This is a genomic window from Cohaesibacter intestini (assembly GCF_003324485.1).
In the GTDB taxonomy this organism is placed as follows: Bacteria; Pseudomonadota; Alphaproteobacteria; order Rhizobiales; family Cohaesibacteraceae; genus Cohaesibacter; species Cohaesibacter intestini.
This window is the reverse complement of record NZ_QODK01000001.1, coordinates 1,007,946-1,026,093: the sequence shown is the minus strand read 5'-3', so window position 1 is coordinate 1,026,093 and position 18,148 is coordinate 1,007,946. Positions and strand designations below refer to the sequence as shown.

At 58.1% G+C, this 18,148-nt stretch carries 10 protein-coding genes; 9 read left to right on the top strand and 1 reads right to left on the bottom strand.

The features are described from left to right. Positions 1 to 71: 71 nt before the first annotated feature. The 8 genes from DSD30_RS04390 (at position 72) to purH (ending at position 16,517) form a co-directional block, all read left to right on the top strand. Positions 72 to 4,901 (top strand): NAD-glutamate dehydrogenase, encoded by a 4,830-nt coding sequence (locus tag DSD30_RS04390; RefSeq protein ID WP_114008325.1) that lies wholly within the window; start codon positions 72 to 74, stop codon positions 4,899 to 4,901. A 500-nt stretch (positions 4,902 to 5,401) separates the two neighbouring features. Next, positions 5,402 to 6,604, top strand: coding sequence for an aminotransferase class I/II-fold pyridoxal phosphate-dependent enzyme (locus DSD30_RS04385; RefSeq protein WP_114008324.1), 1,203 nt, complete (start codon positions 5,402 to 5,404; stop codon positions 6,602 to 6,604). Positions 6,605 to 6,771: 167 nt separating this feature from the next. After that, a complete protein-coding gene (locus tag DSD30_RS04380; RefSeq protein WP_114008323.1) occupies positions 6,772 to 9,579 on the top strand; it encodes a DNA translocase FtsK in 2,808 nt (935 codons plus the stop codon). Positions 9,580 to 9,754: 175 nt separating this feature from the next. Beyond that, positions 9,755 to 10,462, top strand: a complete 708-nt coding sequence (locus DSD30_RS04375; RefSeq protein ID WP_114008322.1) for a LolA family protein — start codon at positions 9,755 to 9,757, stop codon at positions 10,460 to 10,462. Positions 10,463 to 10,639: 177 nt separating this feature from the next. Further along, positions 10,640 to 11,452 (top strand): exodeoxyribonuclease III, encoded by an 813-nt coding sequence (gene xth / locus DSD30_RS04370; RefSeq protein ID WP_114008321.1) that lies wholly within the window; start codon positions 10,640 to 10,642, stop codon positions 11,450 to 11,452. Between the two features lie 99 nt (positions 11,453 to 11,551). After that, positions 11,552 to 12,898, top strand: coding sequence for an RsmB/NOP family class I SAM-dependent RNA methyltransferase (locus DSD30_RS04365; protein WP_114008320.1), 1,347 nt, complete (start codon positions 11,552 to 11,554; stop codon positions 12,896 to 12,898). Positions 12,899 to 13,143: 245 nt separating this feature from the next. Then, positions 13,144 to 14,757: a heparinase II/III family protein gene (locus DSD30_RS04360; RefSeq protein WP_157967558.1), complete on the top strand. Its 1,614-nt coding sequence runs from the start codon at positions 13,144 to 13,146 to the stop codon at positions 14,755 to 14,757. A gap of 146 nt (positions 14,758 to 14,903) precedes the next feature. Continuing rightward, positions 14,904 to 16,517, top strand: coding sequence for a bifunctional phosphoribosylaminoimidazolecarboxamide formyltransferase/IMP cyclohydrolase (gene purH / locus DSD30_RS04355; RefSeq protein ID WP_114008318.1), 1,614 nt, complete (start codon positions 14,904 to 14,906; stop codon positions 16,515 to 16,517). A 165-nt stretch (positions 16,518 to 16,682) separates the two neighbouring features. On the opposite strand, the gene DSD30_RS04350 is transcribed toward purH, so the two are convergent. After that, a complete protein-coding gene (locus DSD30_RS04350; RefSeq protein ID WP_114008317.1) occupies positions 16,683 to 17,468 on the bottom strand; it encodes an SDR family NAD(P)-dependent oxidoreductase in 786 nt (261 codons plus the stop codon). Positions 17,469 to 17,696: 228 nt separating this feature from the next. Here DSD30_RS04350 and DSD30_RS04345 point away from each other — a divergent pair, with 228 nt between their 5' ends. Continuing rightward, positions 17,697 to 18,125 carry a carboxymuconolactone decarboxylase family protein gene (locus DSD30_RS04345; RefSeq protein ID WP_114008316.1) on the top strand — a complete coding sequence of 143 codons (429 nt, stop codon included), beginning with the start codon at positions 17,697 to 17,699 and terminating at the stop codon, positions 18,123 to 18,125. The last annotated feature ends 23 nt before the right edge of the window (positions 18,126 to 18,148 follow it).

The following is an 18,148-nucleotide window of genomic DNA, read 5'->3' as shown; positions in this document are numbered from 1 at the left end:
CGCTAATATTCGTCTCATAACGGTCAAAAAGAAAAGGGGTGCCGGCAAACCGGGTCCCCGGAGGAAACAAAATGGCACCCGAACTGGTACGCGAACACGCCGAACGTCTGGCAAACGCCAAGGCCATCGCAGCAAAACAAGGCGATCTGGAAGCCGACTTTCTCGAGCGGCTCCTCAAAGCAAGCGACAAGGAGGATCTCTCCCGTTATCGCGCCGAGGAAATCGCCCATTTTGCACAACAGGCCTTCGAACGTTTCACCCCCCCTTTTGATGGCGGTCACACCATCGACATTTTCGACCCCGTCTACGAGGGCGAGAATGGCGAGATGCTGAACCAGGTCTCCATCATCCAACTTCACAATGTGAACAAGCCATTTCTGGTTGATTCGATCATGGGCGAGTTGCAACAGCTCGGTTTCGACATTCATCTGGTGCTGCACCCGATCTTTGATACCGAACGCGATGACGAGAAAAAGCTTGTCGGCTTGCGTGATCGCCGCGAGGCAAAGAACGGCGTCAAACCCCAGCGTGAAAGCCTGATCCACGTCCACGTGTCCCGCATCTCCGGCAAGACGCAGAAAAACGAGTTGAAGAAGGAACTCAACATTGTTCTTGAGGACGTGTCTGCCTGCGTGACCGACTGGAAGTCGATGCTGCTGCGTCTGGAAGAAACCATCGCCATTTTCAAGATCACGCCACCGCCTCTGCCACAAGACGAAATCGAAGAGACCGTTGAATTCCTCCGCTGGCTGGTCGACAACAATTTCACCCTTTTGGGTATGCGCGAATATGCCTTTGAAGGCTCCCCGAGCGAGGGAGAGCTGAAACGGACCCAACGTCCCGGCCTTGGCATTCTGCGCAATCCGGATGTGCGGGTGCTGCGTCGTGGCTCCGAACTGGTGACCATGACCCCGGAAATCCGCGAATTCCTGATGCGGCCGGAACCGCTGATCATTACCAAGGCCAACGTCAAGACCAAGGTTCACCGCCGCACCTACATGGATTATATCGGCGTCAAGATCTATGGCGATCAGGGGCAACTGACCGGTGAGTTGCGCATTGTCGGCCTCTTCACTTCCACCGCCTACAACCGGTCCGCCACAAACATCCCGTTCCTGCGCCGCAAGGTCGCCCGCACCATCGACAAGGCCTCGGTGGATCCGTCCGGCCATTCGGGCAAGGCTCTGCTCAACGTTCTGGAAGGCTATCCCCGCGACGAACTGTTCCAGGTTGATGAACAGACCCTGCTCAACAACTCTGAGGAGATTCTCCGCCTCAGCCGCCGTCCGCGCGTTCGGGTTCTCTCTCGCGTCGACAAGTTCGACCGCTTTGTCTCCAGCCTCGTCTATGTCCCGCGCGACCGCTTCAACACATCGGTCCGGCTGAAAATCGGCGACTATCTGTGCAAGGTCTATGACGGCCATATCTCGGCCACCTATCTCGATTTCCCCGACAGCCCGCTGACCCGCGTCCATTTCATCATCGGCCGCCGCCATGGCAAGACACCGACCCCGTCGCGTCTCGAGCTGGAAAACGAAGTCAACAAAATCGTCACCACATGGGCTGATCGCCTCGATTTGGCCTTGCGCGATGCGATGAGCATCAAGAAAGCGTCACAAATGGTGCATCGCTATTGCGAGGCTTTCTCCGAGGCCTATCGTGACACCTTCTCGCCGGATATTGCGCTCAACGACATCTCCATCATGGAGCGAATGAATGGTTCGGTGGATACCGCCATTCAATTCTATCGTGATGAAAAAGAAGCAGATCACCGCATCACCCTGAAAATCTTCCATCAGGACAATCCAATTCCATTGTCCGAACGGGTGCCGATCCTTGAAAATATGGGCTTCCGGGTGATTGACGAACGCTCCTATGCCATCTCGCCGATGGGGTCCAACCGCACCTTCTGGATGCATGACATGGATCTGGAACGGGCCAGCTGCAAGTCGATCAACATCAAGGAAGTCGGCGACAAGCTCGAAGCCTGTTTCCTCGCCATTTGGGATGGTCAGGCCGAGAATGATGGCTACAACCGTCTGGCCATGGCAGCGAACCTGCATTGGCGCGACATCACCATCCTGCGCACGATTTCGCGTTATCTGCGCCAGGTCCGCATTCCGTATGATCAGGACTATATGTGGGATACGCTGGACAAATATCCCGATCTCGGCGCGCTGCTGGTCGATCTTTTCCACGCCCGCTTTGATCCCAAGCACAAGGCGCGCGAGGAGGAATGCAAACGCCTGTCCAGTGGCATCCTGACGGCACTTGAACAGGTCTCCAACCTTGATGACGACCGCATCCTGCGCAAGTTCCTCGGTGTCATTCAAGCCAGCCTGCGCACCAACTTCTACCAGCGCACCGAGGAAGGTGGCTACAAACCGACCCTGTCGATCAAGCTCAATCCGCGGGCCATGGAAGACATGCCGGAGCCCAAGCCATTCCGCGAAATCTTCGTCTATAGCCCCCGCGTCGAAGGCCTGCATCTGCGCTTCGGCAAGGTTGCCCGCGGTGGCCTGAGATGGTCGGATCGACCACAGGATTTCCGCACCGAGGTGCTCGGTCTGGTCAAGGCCCAGCAGGTCAAGAATGCGGTGATCGTGCCCGTCGGCTCGAAGGGCGGCTTCGTGCCCAAGCATCTGCCACCCTCCAGCGACCGCGAGGCCTTCATGGCCGAGGGCATCGCCTCCTATCGGCTGTTCATCTCCTCGCTGCTCGATGTGACCGACAATCTGGAGGGTCAGACCATTCTGCCACCAGAAAATGTCACCCGTCACGATGAGGACGATCCCTATCTGGTTGTCGCCGCCGACAAGGGCACGGCCACCTTCTCCGACATTGCCAACGGCATTTCAGAAGACCATTCCTTCTGGCTCGGTGACGCCTTCGCATCCGGCGGCTCCGCTGGCTATGACCACAAGAAAATGGGCATCACCGCGCGTGGCGCCTGGGAAGCAGTCAAACGCCACTTCCGGGAAATGGATCGCGACATTCAGACCGAGCCATTCACCGTGGTCGGCGTCGGCGACATGTCCGGCGACGTCTTCGGCAATGGCATGTTGCTGTCCAAGGCGACCAGACTGATTGCTGCCTTTGACCATCGCGACATCTTCATCGATCCCAATCCGGATCCGGAGACCAGTTGGAAGGAGCGCAAACGCATCTTCGATCTCGGCCGGTCATCCTGGAAGGACTATGACACCTCGCTGATTTCCAAGGGCGGTGGCGTTTTCTCACGTTCAGAGAAATCCATTACCCTGTCCAGTGAAGCACAGCAGGCGCTTGGCCTGAGCAAAAAGAAGGTCACCCCGCAGGAACTGATGAAGGCCATTCTGATGGCCGAAGCGGATCTTTTGTGGTTCGGCGGCATCGGCACCTATATCCGCGCTTCGAGCGAAAGCGATGCAGATGCGGATGACCGTGCCAACGACGCCATCCGCGTCACACCGAAAGAGCTGCGCGTCAAAGCCATCGGCGAAGGCGCCAATCTGGGTGTAACCCAGCGTGCCCGTATCGAATTCAACCGGTTGGGCGGACGCTGCAACACCGATGCCATCGACAATTCCGCAGGCGTCAACAGCTCGGATATGGAAGTCAACATCAAGATTGCCCTTGGCGCCGCCGTGCGTAAAGGCAAGATGGATGTTACGGCCCGCAACAAACTGCTGTCCGAAATGACCAACACAGTCGCCGGTCTGTGCCTGCGCAACAACTATCTGCAGACCCTGTCCGTCTCGCTCACCGAGCAACGCGGCATGGAAGATTTCGGCTATCAACGCCGTTTGATGGAACGGATGGAAGAAGCGGGGGATCTGGATCGCGATGTCGAATTCCTGCCCGACAACGAGATCCTCAACGAAATGCGCAAGAAAGGCCAGCCTCTGACACGGGCAGAAATCTCCGTTCTGCTGGCCTATGCCAAAAACACCCTTTATGAGGATTTGCTGGAAAGCAACCTGCCGGACGAGGACTATCTCGAACGGGAGCTGCGCTTCTATTTCCCTGAAAAAATGCAGGGTGATTTTGCGGACGAGATTGCCGATCACCGCCTGCGCCGGGAAATAATCACCACTCTGATCACCAACTCGATGATCAACCGTGGCGGGGCGACCCTCATCCCGCGCATTGCTGACAAGACCGGCACCTCCGTCGTCGAGATTGCCCGTGCCTATGTGGTCGTGCGCGATTCCTTCGGTCTCAGAGAGTTGCATGATGCCATCGATGCTCTGGACAGCAAGGTCTCCGGGGCCATGCAGCTTGAGCTCTATCACGAAGTGCAGAAACTGCTCTTGGCGGAGATTTTGTGGTTCATGCGCAGCATCCCGACCTCAACCTCCATCGCGGATGCGGTAGAGCATTATCGCAATGGCATCGATGACTTGTCGCCGAAAATCGACAAATATCTGCCGCCATATCTCTCGGATCGTCTGGCTTCGGAAACCGAGCGCTATGTCGAAAATGGCGTCCCCAAGCAGCTGGCCAGCCGCATCGCCCATCTGTCGCTTGTCTCCCATATCCCGGACATCATTCTGGTGGCCGACAAGGCGGACAAGTCACTGGATACCGCGGCAGAAGCCTATTTCGCCGTTGCCGGACACTTCAAGATCGGTCGCATCGATGCCCTCGCCCAGAGCCTCGATGTCTCTGACTATTATGAAGGCCTTGCCCTTGACCGGGTGCGCGACAGCCTCTCGAACGCCCACAATCTGATGACGGCGGGCATCCTGAGCTATGGTGGCGACAACAAGTCCGGCATGGAACAATGGATCGAGGAAGAAGGTCACGCCATCAAGCGGACGGTCAAGGCGGTCAATGCCATCATGGACAGCGACACCTTGACAGTCTCGAAATTCGCGGTCGCCGCAGGGCTTCTCTCCGACCTCGCCCGCGACATCTGATCGACACGAAGTCCAATCGACCATCAACAGGCCGGGGCATCCGTGATGCCCCGGCCTTTCTTGTGCCTTCACCCCATTCCCTAAAGTCATGACCATCGGACGATAAGTCAGGCGGCTTTGGCTTGCAGCTATTCCGCCTTTCCAGCATCCTTGCCGTCTCATCCCGACGGGATACCGGCCCGTCTTATCACCCATCCTTCAGGACTGTTCACCGGCAAAAGAGCACAATCCTGACCCTTCTGAATCCGGATCGATTTCCCCGATCACCAGCCAGTTCTGCACCAATGGCACAGGGCACTGCGACGGGAGCGACTGCCTGCGGCAAAAGTTAAAACTGTCTTAACCAACAGACCGCTAAACTGGACGTTAACTGTGGGGCGCGACTCGCCCGCAGGTCAATCAACACCTGCCCGAACCACCCGGACTGCCCGGACAACGCATTGCCCGCAATAACAGACGGATCGATCCCAATCAGACGCTTGGAAAGGCCCTTTGAGCGCATGCAAGACCAACGTTCCCCCTTCCAGAGACTGGCTGACATTCTGGACGGCATCACGCCGTCCAACGAAGCAACCCATGCTCCGATCAATCTGACCATCGGCGAGCCGCAGCACGCCTTTCCGGCCTTTATCCCTGAGGTGATTGCTGACCATGTCGATGCCTTCCGCCGTTACCCGGCCATTCAAGGCACCGACGATTTCCGCGCCAGTGTCTGCGATTGGCTGAAAGCTCGCTACGGACTGGATGAAGCCGGCTTCAGCGAAAAGAATGTGCTGCCACTCAACGGCAGCCGCGAAGGCCTGTTCCACGCCATTGTCGGCGCCCGCGACTGGGCGCGAGATCACTTCGGCAAGACGCTTGATAAACCGGCCATCCTGCTGCCCAATCCCTTCTTCCATACCTATATTGCGGCAGCCCGCGCCATTGATGCCGAGCCGGTCTTCCTCAATGGTTCACCGGACTCCAATTATCTGCCCGATCTCGATGCTCTCGCCCTCGATACCGAGCTGCTCGACCGGACGATTGCCTTCTTCTACGCCTCGCCCGCCAACCCGCAGGGCAGTGTTGCAGGCAAGGAAGTCTGGCAGAAGTTGATCGCCCTTAGCCGCAAGCATAATTTCCTTGTGCTGGCCGATGAATGCTATTCCGAGATCTATCGCGACACCCCGCCTGCGGGCGTGCTGGAGGCAGCGGAAGGCGACTATTCCAACATTGTCACCTTCAATTCCCTGTCCAAGCGCTCCAACCTTGCTGGCTTGCGCTGCGGTTTTGCCGCAGGCGACGGTGCCTTCCTGACCCAATGGACCAAATATCGCAACATGGCCGCCCCGCAGGTGCCTATGCCTTTGCAGGCTGCTGCTGCCGCCGCCTTCCGCGATGAGGCCCATGTCGAGGAAAACCGCCGTCTGTACAATGCCAAATTCGATGCGGTGCGCCGCATTCTCGGCAATGATCTGACCTATGAGATTCCGCCTGCCGGTTTCTTCCTGTGGCTTGATGTCTCCGCCTTTGGCGACGATGCCAGCATCACGGAGAAGCTTTGGCGCGAGGTAGGCCTGCGCGTGGTACCGGGTTCCTTTCTGGCCCGCAGCGATGCATCCGGGGTCAATCCCGGCGACGGTTTCCTGCGCATCGCCATCGTAGCCGATCTCGATCAGACCGAAGACGCCATGCACCGTCTCAGGCACTGCCTCCTTGGGTGAGAGGCAGGGCACAGACGCCAAAGGCAAAAAGACCAAAAGACTGGAAAGACCAACACGCGACTGGGACCGCGAAACATACCGGTAAAAAAGCAGCCGGCTGAACTGGAACAAGAGCGAGCATGACCACATTCGATGAGTATGGAGCCGCACCTCGTGAGGGCAGAGCCATGAAACGAAGAGCAAAAGACGGAGCCCTGCGCCACGCCCTGCGCCGCAACACCTATGCGGCAACGGGCTTGCTTGGCCTTATTCTGCTCGTCGCCATCGCAGCCAGCCTCGTCACCTGGCATGTCGGCGACCCTTCGCTCTCCAACGCCACCGAACACAGCCCGCGCAATGTGATGGGGCTAGGTGGCGCGATCCTGTCCGACCTGCTCATTCAGGCCTTCGGCTTGGCAACGGCCTTTTTGTTGATCCCGCCAGCACTGTGGTTCGTCCGTCTGGTTCGCTTGCAGCCGATGGGTTTGTCACGCAACAAGGTCATGGCATGGTTTGGCGGGCTGGGCATGTTGTCCATCGCCTTTTCCGCCATCCCTGCCCCCTCCGGCTGGCCCTTGCCCTTGAGCCTTGGCGGCATGATCGGCGACAGTTTCCTGACCATTCTGGGCAAGATCAATACCGGTCTGATGCAGGGGCCAACGGCCGTCGCCATTGGACTGGTTGCAGCCCTTCTAGGCATTGCCCTGTTGCTCAATGCTTCCAATCTGTCACTCAAGGCACTGATGTTCCGCCGCACCCAGCGTCCGGTCACAGCGGCACCAGACGACGCTGAAGTCTATGATGCGGACAGCTATGACGAAGAGGACGACTGGACCGAGGACGATGGTGACGACATCGAGGATGTCGATGCCCCCCACGCAGGAGACCTCGATCGCACCAAGAGTGCAGGCGCCAGACGCCCATCGATCCTGTCCGTGCCGCTGGGCGCTATCGGTCACTGGTATTTGTCCCGCAAAGCCAACAAACGCCGCGCCAAAGGCACAATGGACGCCCATCAGGCCAAGGCAACCAAAACCGCCAAGCCTTCGCTCTTTGCCCGTCTGTTTGGCGAAGAAGATGATGGCCTTGGGGATCTGGCCAACCGCCTTGAACCCCGTCTTGACGCGGCACCTGCCCCAGCCTATCAGACCGGTCACCCGATGCAGGGCCCAATCTCTGCAGATCTTGGCTATGGCGGCCCAACAGACTTTGCCCCCACCCATGGCCGTCCCATGCAGCAGGGAGACACCCCACCCCCATGGGACGATGAAGAGCTTTATGACCCCGACAATGCAGCGCACAGCGCACCGCATGGCATCGCCACACCTGAGCTGGACCGTGATCAGGGGCAGGCCACTCACCGCGCCGCCACCAATGAAGGCGTCGAAGCCAAGCCGGTTGCCGCCAAAGGCAAGACTGGCAGCGGCAAGCGCATGGTCAAGGCGGTGCAGGGCAATCTCTTCACGCGCAAGGATGATTATCAGCATCCAACCCTCGACTTCCTTGCCGAACCGGAAAGCCTCGGCCCCAATGCGGGACTGACCGCCGATCAGCTGGAGCATAATGCCCGCCTGCTCGAAGGCGTCCTATCCGACTTTGGCATTCGCGGCGAAATCATCAAGGTGCGCCCGGGCCCTGTTGTCACCCTCTATGAACTGGAACCCGCACCGGGCATCAAATCCTCCCGCGTGATTGGCCTTGCCGACGACATTGCCCGCTCGATGAGCGCCATTTCCGCCCGCGTTGCCGTCATTCCGGGCCGCAACGCCATCGGCATCGAGCTGCCCAATGCCCGCCGCGAAACCGTCTTTTTGCGCGAAATGCTGGCCGCCAAGGATTTCGAACGCTCGAAAGCCAAATTGCCAATCTGTCTGGGCAAGAATATTGCAGGCGACCCGGTGGTCGTTGATCTCGCCCGCATGCCCCATGTGCTGGTGGCGGGTACCACCGGTTCAGGTAAATCGGTCTCGATCAACACCACGATCATGTCGCTGCTGTTCAAGCATCGGCCGGAAGAATGTCGCCTGATCATGATCGACCCGAAAATGCTCGAACTGTCGATCTATGATGGCATTCCGCACCTTTTGACCCCGGTCGTCACCGATCCGGCAAAGGCAGTGGTGGCGCTGAAATGGGCCGTCCGCGAGATGGAACAGCGCTACAAGAACATGTCCAAGATGGGCGTGCGCAACATTGACGGCTTCAACAAGCGCGTCCGTGATTCCCTTTCCAAGGGACAGGAAGTCACCCGCACCATTCAGACCGGGTTCGACCCGGAAACCGGCGATCCGATCTATGAGCAGGAAGCGCTCAACCTAGAGCCGATGCCATATATCGTCATCGTCGTCGACGAGATGGCCGACCTGATGATGGTCGCGGGCAAGGATATCGAAGGCGCCATCCAGCGTCTGGCCCAGATGGCCCGTGCCGCTGGTATTCACCTGATCATGGCCACCCAGCGTCCCTCTGTCGATGTCATCACCGGCACCATCAAGGCCAACTTCCCGACCCGCATTTCCTTCCAGGTCACCTCCAAGATCGACAGCCGCACGATCCTTGGTGAAATGGGGGCCGAACAGCTGCTCGGCATGGGCGACATGCTCTATATGGCCGGCGGGGGACGCATCCAGCGTGTCCATGGTCCGTTCGTGTCCGACGAAGAGGTTGAGGATATTGTCCGGCACCTCAAGATGCAGGGCACACCGGATTATCTCGAAGCGGTCACCGAAGACACAGAAACCGACCAGTCGGACTCTGGCGGCAGCAGCGGCGGATCCGACGGGGGCAGCGATGCCGAAACCCTCTATGACAAGGCAGTCGACATTGTCATTCGCGACCGCAAGGCCTCGACCAGCTACATCCAGCGCCGCCTGTCAATCGGCTATAACAGGGCCGCCACCCTGATCGAGCAAATGGAACAGGAAGGCGTCATCGGACCGGCCAACCATGCAGGCAAACGGGAGATCTTGGTTCCCGAAGAAGGCGCCACTATGTAAAGGGGAGAAGGACGCCAACAGACCTTGATCCCAAGGGTGGCCTTGCCACAGAATGGTCAAACTGTCCGTCGTCCTTTTGCCGCATTGAATTTCTAGGCTATGCAGCGGGATTGATCCGTTGAGAATCCCGATTGCGACCAGAAAGACCCGTTCAAGACATTAGAGGAAGTGCCCGATGCAACCAGATAATCGCATGCCCCGGACAAGCCAGACCCGCGTTCAGAGTCAGGCCCGGACAAACCGGACCACTGTGATAGCGCTCGTCGGCAGCCTCTTTCTGATGCTCGGCCTGATGCTCGCCCTGCTGCTCGCCATGACCATTCACTCGCAGGCAGCCGCGGTGCTCAACGATGACGAAAAGGCAGCGCTCGGAGCCATCTCCAAGCAGTTCAACAAGACCAAAACGATGAATGGCGAATTCATCCAGACCGCACCGAACGGCGACACGCTGCAAGGATATTTCTTCATCGAGCGCCCGGGCAAAATCCGCTTTTATTATTCAAAGCCCTCTTACACCGACATCATTTCCGACGGTTCGGCCCTGTCAATCGAAGATCGCAAATTGAAAACGCAGGATATCTATCCCTTGAGCAAGACACCTTTGAAGGTGTTGCTGTCCGAGCGCCTCGATCTGGTCAATGATCAGCGCGTCCGTCAGGCCTCGATTGCTGATGATATTGTCAGCGTGGTGGTTGAGCAGGAGAGCCTGTTGGGCGACGGCGTCCTGACTTTGATCTTTGAGCGTGAAAGCGCTTTGTTGCGCCAATGGACCATCCGCGACCCGCAGGGCAATGACACCACCGTCACCGTTTTCAATGTCGAGACAGGCCGCCCGATCAAGCAGTCCCTGTTCGAGATCAAGCGCGACCTGAACTCCTATTGAGGCCAGCGCTCGCTCGGCCACAATGCTGTTGTTTAGCCCAAAAAGCACCGCCATCTGCAAGCGGTGCTTTTTTTGTTTTCAGACCCTGCTATAAATGGCCAACACATGCCATTGAGTCGCCTCGGATCCCGCCAGACCCGATCTGGCTCCCCTCCCCAACAGCGAGAAGAGACGCCCGTGCCCGTAACCATTGCTTCCTGGAACATCAATTCCATCCGCCCGCGCCTCCATCATGTCGAGCAGTTTGACGCAGACCGTGCGCCCGATGTGCTCTGCCTGCAGGAAACCAAGGTGATGAATGACCAGTTTCCCAGTGCGGCACTGAACAAGCTGGGCTATGAGCATCTCGCGATCAATGGCCAGAAAAGCTATCACGGCGTCGCCATCCTCTCGCGCCTGCCCTTTGCCAGCGTCTCCCAGCGGGACTTTTGCGGCAAAGGCGATGCCCGCCATATCGAAGTCACCATCGATACCGATGCCGGGCCAATCCGGATTCACAATTTTTATGTCCCGGCAGGGGGGGATGAACCGAACCCGGCAATCAATGACAAGTTCCAGCACAAGCTCGATTTTCTGGATGAAATGAAGGCATGGCTGACTGGCGAGGAAACCGCTGCCGCCTCCATTCTGGTTGGGGACCTCAACATCGCCCCACACGAAAATGACGTTTGGTCGCACAAACAGCTGATCAAGGTCGTCAGCCACACGCCCGTCGAGGTTGATGCACTGGCTGCCGTTCAGACCGCAGGTCCGTGGCAGGATGTGGTCCGCAACCATATTCCCGTTGAACACAAGCTGTTCAGCTGGTGGAGTTATCGCTCCCCGAACTGGCAGAAATCCAACAAGGGTCGCCGCCTCGATCACATCTGGGCAACGAATGCGATTGCCGACAAAGTCAACCATGTCGAGGTCTATCATCCGGCCCGCTCGTGGGAGAAACCATCGGACCATGCACCCGTCATCGCCCGGCTGGATGTGTCCCCCCTCTAGGCCTTTCCGGGGGCAAACCCGGACAAGTGTCCCCGACAGCGTTTCATGCAGTGCGCTTTGTCTTGCATGAAGGCACAGGATATGATCTAAGGCGCCGCCATGACAGACACACACAATCATGCTTCGAAGAAAAGCGGCATGGGCGCCCGCGAAGGCGCTCTGCGCCTGATCCATGCGGTGCTGAGTGACAAGGCTTTGCTTGATGATGCCTATCGGCAGGAATTGAGCGACGGCCCCTTGCGCCGCCTCACCGGTTCCGACCGCGCCTTTGCCAAACGCATCGCCACCACCGTGTTGCAGCATCTGGGTGAGATCGACACCTTGCTCAGCCGCTTCATGGACCGGGGCATGCCGAAGAAATCCGGCCCCTTGCGCAATATCCTGCGCATTGGCGTGGCAGAATTGCTGTTTCTCGAAACCCCGCCCCATGCAGTGGTGGATTGTGCGGTCAGTCACTATAAGACATGGCGCAAATATGCAGGCTTCAAGGGCCTGACCAATGCGGTTTTGCGCCGGGTCAGCAAGGAAGGCCCTGCGGAACTGGCGTCCATCGACCCGGCCCGCGCCAATCTGCCTGACTGGATCTATAAAAGCTGGGTCAATGCCTATGGTCTGGCATCGGTCAATGCGATGATGGCAGTCTTTCACCAACCGCACACCCCGCTTGATCTGTCCATGAAAGAGCCCGACAGCTTGGGCCATTGGGCTGAGGCCCTGGGGGGAGAGCCGACACCAACCGGCAGCCTGCGTCTGGCGACCCATGATCGGGTGGATGCGATGGCTGGCTTTGAAGACGGCGCTTGGTGGGTGCAGGATGCCGCCGCGACCTTGCCCGCCAAGTTGCTTGGTGACATCAAGGACCAGCCGGTGCTCGATCTCTGCGCCGCTCCCGGTGGCAAGACCATGCAGCTGGCAGCCTCGGGCGCTAAGGTCACGGCGGTTGATCTCTCCGCCCATCGTCTGGAACGCGTTAAGGACAATCTGGACCGCACCGGCCTTGAAGCTGAGCTGGTCAAGCGCAACGTCATGAAGCTCAAGACCGACGAGCAATGGCCCTTTGTCCTGCTCGATGCCCCTTGCTCGGCAACGGGCACCGTGCGCCGTCACCCGGAATTGCTCCATCAGCGAAGCCCGGAAGATATCACGCACTTCGCGTCTCTGCAGGCAAAGATGCTCGATCATGCTGCCGAGCTGACCAGCCCCGGCGGCTTGCTGGTCTTCTGCACCTGTTCGCTGCAGCCCGAAGAAGGGCCGGAACTGGTCGCTGATTTCCTGATGAACAATCCAGATTTCGGCATTGAACCAATCACGGTTGGGGAAGTCGAGGGTGCCGATCCGTTCCTTCTCGAAGACGGATCCCTGCGCACCCGACCAGATCAATGGGCAGAAACGGGAGGTCTGGACGGCTTCTTCGCCATCCGGTTCCGCAATCATATGACAAATTGACGCCACCTTCCCCGATGTTGATTTTACCCAACAGATAGAGCTTGTTAACTCTTTCTTGATAAAATCCTAACCAATTGCTTACCAAGACCGGGTTCCAGCGCGCAATCGGAACCGGGCTTGGCATTGCCCTTTAGCTTGGCTGCATCCAGCTCACACTCATGACGGAAAAGACCCGCGTGTCAAATACTTGGCAAAATTCGCGACTGCAAATCTCTGACTTGACCCGCCGCGTCAAGAAGATGGGCGTGCGCCGACCCAATTGTCATGCCCGCTATGTCCCCGGCTGTCCCGAGCGTTTGCTGATTGCACCACAGGATCTGCGCACCGCTGACCCGATTGTTGCCGAAGACATTTATGCAGGCCTCTATGTCTTTGCCGGACAAGTGGAAAATTGCGAAGGGCGGTCCCCGTTCCTGATCATGCCACCAAGCCGGGAGTGGGTGCGCGAACTGCATGCTTTTCGCTGGTTGCGCCATCTCAAGGTCTCCAATGCCAGTCTGACCCGGGCCAAGGCCCAGAGCCTTGTTGACGACTGGATCACCCATAGCGCCAGGCTTGATGCCGAGGCCTGGAGCCTGCCCGTTGTGGCCGAACGCGTTTTTGCCTGGCTCAACAATTCCCCATTGATCTTGCAAGAAGCCGACCACGATTTCTATCGCCGCTTCCTGCGGGCCCTCTACCTGCAGGTACGCTTCTTGCGGGCTTCCTCGGGGGCGATGCCTTACACGCCAGACCGTCTCACCGTGCTGATGGCCGAACTGGCTGGCTGGCTGTGCTTTTCCGGCAAAGAGCGCTATGTCCGCTCGACCTCGAAGCGTCTCGTCACCGAACTGGACTCGCAGATCCTGCCAGACGGCGGCCATGTCTCACGCAATCCGATGGTCATCGTGTCCACGCTGCTTGATCTGCTGCCCCTGCGCCAGACCTTCCTGTCGCGCGAGTTGGAACTGCCCGAAGGCCTCAACCGGGCCATCGAGCGGATGATGCCGATGCTGCGCTTCTTCCGCCATCCCAACGGCAGCTTTGCCCATTTCAATGGAGCAGGCGCAACCCCGGCGGACCAGATCGCCACCATCATGGCCTATGACGACACACGCGGCACACCCGTGTCGGATGCCTCCTTCTCCGGCTATCAACGAATCGAGGCAGGCAACAGTGTGTTGTTGATGGATACGGGCAGCTTCCCGCCAATCGAACAATCCATTCAAGCCCATGCTGGCACCCTGTCATTCGAACTGAGCTCCGGGGTCGCTCCGATGGTCATCAATTGTGGTGCCCCCTCTTGCCGTCAGGCCGGATGGCGTGAACTGGCCCGATCCACAGCGGCCCATTCCACTCTGACGGTGCAGGACAAATCCACCTGCCCAATCTCACCACGCCCGTTTGATCTGGATGGTCGCCCGCTGCTTTGTCGGGATATCAATGTCCAGTCCGAACGCACATTGGAGCAGGGCCTTGAAACCATCAAGGCCAGCCACGATGCCTATGGTCCCGACTACGGCATCCGGCACCGCCGTCAGATTTGGCTCTCGGTCAATGGCCGCAAGATCGACGGGCAGGATGATCTGGAAGCCATCGGCAAAGGCATCAACAAGGGCCGCGACGGTTATGCCATCCGCTTCCACCTGCATCCCACCGTCCAAATGGAACGGGACTCGGTCGAGAATATTGTCTATCTGGGATTGTTGAATGGTGAAATCTGGCAATTTTCTGCCAAGGATGTCGACATCACCATCGAGGATAGCGTGTTCCTGTCTGACATCCACGGCATCCGCCCCAGCAAACAGCTGGCGCTGTATGGCTTTGCCAGCCACGTTTCGACCATTCGCTGGCATTTTGCCCATGTCACCAATGCCTGACCGGGCAGCCTCAGAACGCACTATTTGATCTTGAAAAGGCAACAACATGTTGCCTTTATGTGCAAAATGAATGGTTTTCCTATTTGCGAAAACGTGATATCGCCTGAGCCACTCCCCTTTGATCAACATTTCAAGCAGGCAAACCGATGTCCGTAGCTCCTCTTTCTGTTACCGCGCCGGAAATCACTTCCGTCAAGCGCGCTTTGCTCTCCGTTTCCGACAAGACCGGAATCATCGACCTCGCCAAGGCTCTGGCCGACAAGGGCGTTGAGCTGATCTCCACCGGTGGCACCAGAGGCGCAATCGCAGAGGCTGGCATCCCGGTGAAGGACATTTCCGAAATCACCGATTTCCCGGAAATCATGGATGGCCGCGTCAAGACCCTGCATCCCCGCGTCCATGGCGGCCTGCTCGGTGCCCGCACCGTCGAAGCCCATGCGGCTGCAATGAAAGAGCACAATATCCCGGAAATCGACCTTGTGGTGGTCAATCTCTATCCGTTCGAAGAGACCATCAAAAAGGGCGCCGACTATGCGACCACCGTTGAAAATATCGATATCGGCGGCCCGGCCATGATCCGCGCCTCTGCCAAAAACCATGCTTTCGTCACCACCCTGGTTGACCCAAGCGACTATGCCGAACTGCTCGCTCTGATCAATGAGCATGGCGGCATGCCATACGAAGCCCGCAAGCGCTTTGCTGCCAAAGCCTTCTCGCGCACCGCTGCCTATGATGCCGCCATCTCTGGCTGGTTTGCGCAAGAATTGGCGATCGAAGCCCCAACCTACCGCGCCTTTGGTGGCGAGCTGGCCGAAGTGATGCGCTATGGCGAAAATCCACACCAAGAGGCAGGTTTCTACAAAACCGCCTCCACCCGTCCGGGTGTGGCCACCGCAACCCAGCTGCAGGGCAAACAGCTCTCCTACAACAACATCAACGACACCGACGCAGCCTTTGAGCTGGTCAGTGAGTTTGATCCGGCGGTTTCCTCCGCGGTTGCCATCATCAAGCATGCCAATCCATGCGGCGTGGCCACCGGCGCCAGCCTGAAAGACGCCTACGAAAAGGCACTGGCCTGTGATCCGGTTTCGGCCTTTGGCGGCATCGTCGCCCTCAACCAGACCCTTGATGAAGAATCCGCCGCCGAAATCATCAAGATCTTCACCGAAGTGATCATCGCACCAGACGCCACCGACGCGGCGAAAGCGCTGATCGCAACCAAGAAAAATCTCCGCCTGCTGCTGACCGGCGGCATCGCTGATCCACGCGAGGAAGGCACCACCGTCAAGTCCGTCTCCGGTGGCCTGCTGGTTCAGTCCCGCGACAATGGCAATGTTGATGATCTCGATCTGAAGATCGTCACCAAGCGTCAGCCATCCGAGCAGGAACTGGCCGACCTGAAATTCGCCTTCCGCGTCTGCAAGCATGTGAAGTCAAACGCCATCGTCTATGTCAAGGATGGGGCCACCGTTGGTGTTGGCGCAGGCCAGATGAGCCGGGTCGATTCCGCCCGCATCGCCGCCCGCAAGGCCGAAGATGCTGCCGAAGCCGCAGGCATGGCCGAGCCGCTGACCAAAGGCTGCGTCGTCGCCTCTGACGCCTTCTTCCCCTTTGCCGATGGTCTGTTGGCTGCCGCTGCTGCGGGTGCCACGGCGGTCATCCAGCCTGGCGGTTCCATGCGTGATCAGGACGTCATCGATGCGGCGGATGAAGCCGGCCTCGCCATGGTCATGACCGGCATGCGCCACTTCCGACACTAAGCGTTTGGCAAAGCCAAACGCATAGCCATGCCGCGTCAAGCACAGCACGCTCAGCGACAGGTGTTTGCATTGCAAACACCGAAAGCCTGAAGACAATAAGACAAATCAAAACCCGGCGTCCCAAGGAGGCCGGGTTTTTACATGCCAGATTTCCTACGCAAATATCTAGCGCGGCTCCAGCCGGATCGCGCCATCAAGGCGGATGCTTTCGCCATTCAGCATGTCATTGTCGATGATATGCAACGCCAACTTGGCATATTCCTCGCCCTTGCCCAGCCGCGCCGGGAATGGCGTCTTGGCCCCGAGCGACTCCACCACATCCGGCGGTAAACTATCAAACATCGGCGTATGGAACAGGCCCGGCATAATGGTGCAAACCCGGATGCCGAGCTGTGCCAGATCGCGGGCCACCGGCAAGGTGAACCCCATGATCCCGCCCTTCGAAGCCGAATAGGCCGCTTGCCCCATCTGCCCGTCGGTCGCCGCAATCGAAGCGGTGTTGACCACCACCCCTCGACCGCCATTGTCATCCATCGCCGCTTCGCCCGCCATGCCGGTGGCGCATTTGGTGATCATGTGAAAGCTGCCAACCAGATTGACCTGAATGACCTTGGAAAAGAGCGACAGGTCATGAGACTTGAAAAGACCGGTCTCGCGATCCTTGCCAACCGTTTTCTTGCCCGCCACGATGCCCGCGCAATTGACCAGCACCCGTTCTTGTCCATGGGCGGCGCGGGCGGCGGCAAGACCGGCATCCACGCTTGCTTCATTGGTCACATCCACCAGACAGAAAAGCCCGCCAATGGCTGCAGCCACCTTCTCTCCACGCTCGCTATTCATGTCGAACAAGGCCACTCTTGCCCCCTGAGCGGCCAGAGCCCGAGCGGTTGCTTCCCCCAGTCCCGACGCGCCGCCAGTGACGATTGCCGCCATCCCTTTTGTAATTTTCATTTTGCTGTCCTCTCCTCCTGCTTGGCTTTTTGAAAGGACATTACCAACTTTTACGTAGACGTCAAATGCATAAAATAAGATAAATAATTACAATATGATATGTAAATATCACTCAGAAGCACCAAGACAATAAAACCAAAAATCTGCAATAAATCGTGCGAGCCGTGTCACAAATCTGCCCCCGCGAACGTCATGTTGGTATCACGATCAAAAACGAGGATACGGACAATGAGTCAAACCAACCCCGTCAATTTCTACTCCGAAGCAGAAACACTTGTGCCCCATCTGGTCGCCATTGAGACCGAGCTGGGCAACCACGCCAACCGGAAGCTCAACCATCTGGTGGCCCTGCGTGCCTCCCAGATCAATCAATGCGCCTATTGCGTTCAGATGCATGTCAGGGAAGCCCTGGCTGACGGAGAAAGCCAGGAGCGTCTTGACCGCCTGATTGTCTGGCGTCATGTTTCAGACTTCAGCCCGGCGGAAAAGGCGGTCTTTGCCTATACGGAAGCTTTGACAAACCCACACCCCGATGTGGATCTCTCACCCCTGCGCGGTGCGCTGCGCGAGCATTTTGACGACCAAGCGATTGCCTATCTGACGGCCAAGATTGCCATGATCAATCTGTGGAACCGCATTCAGATCGCCAATCATTGATAGACCCACTGATTGACCCTGCG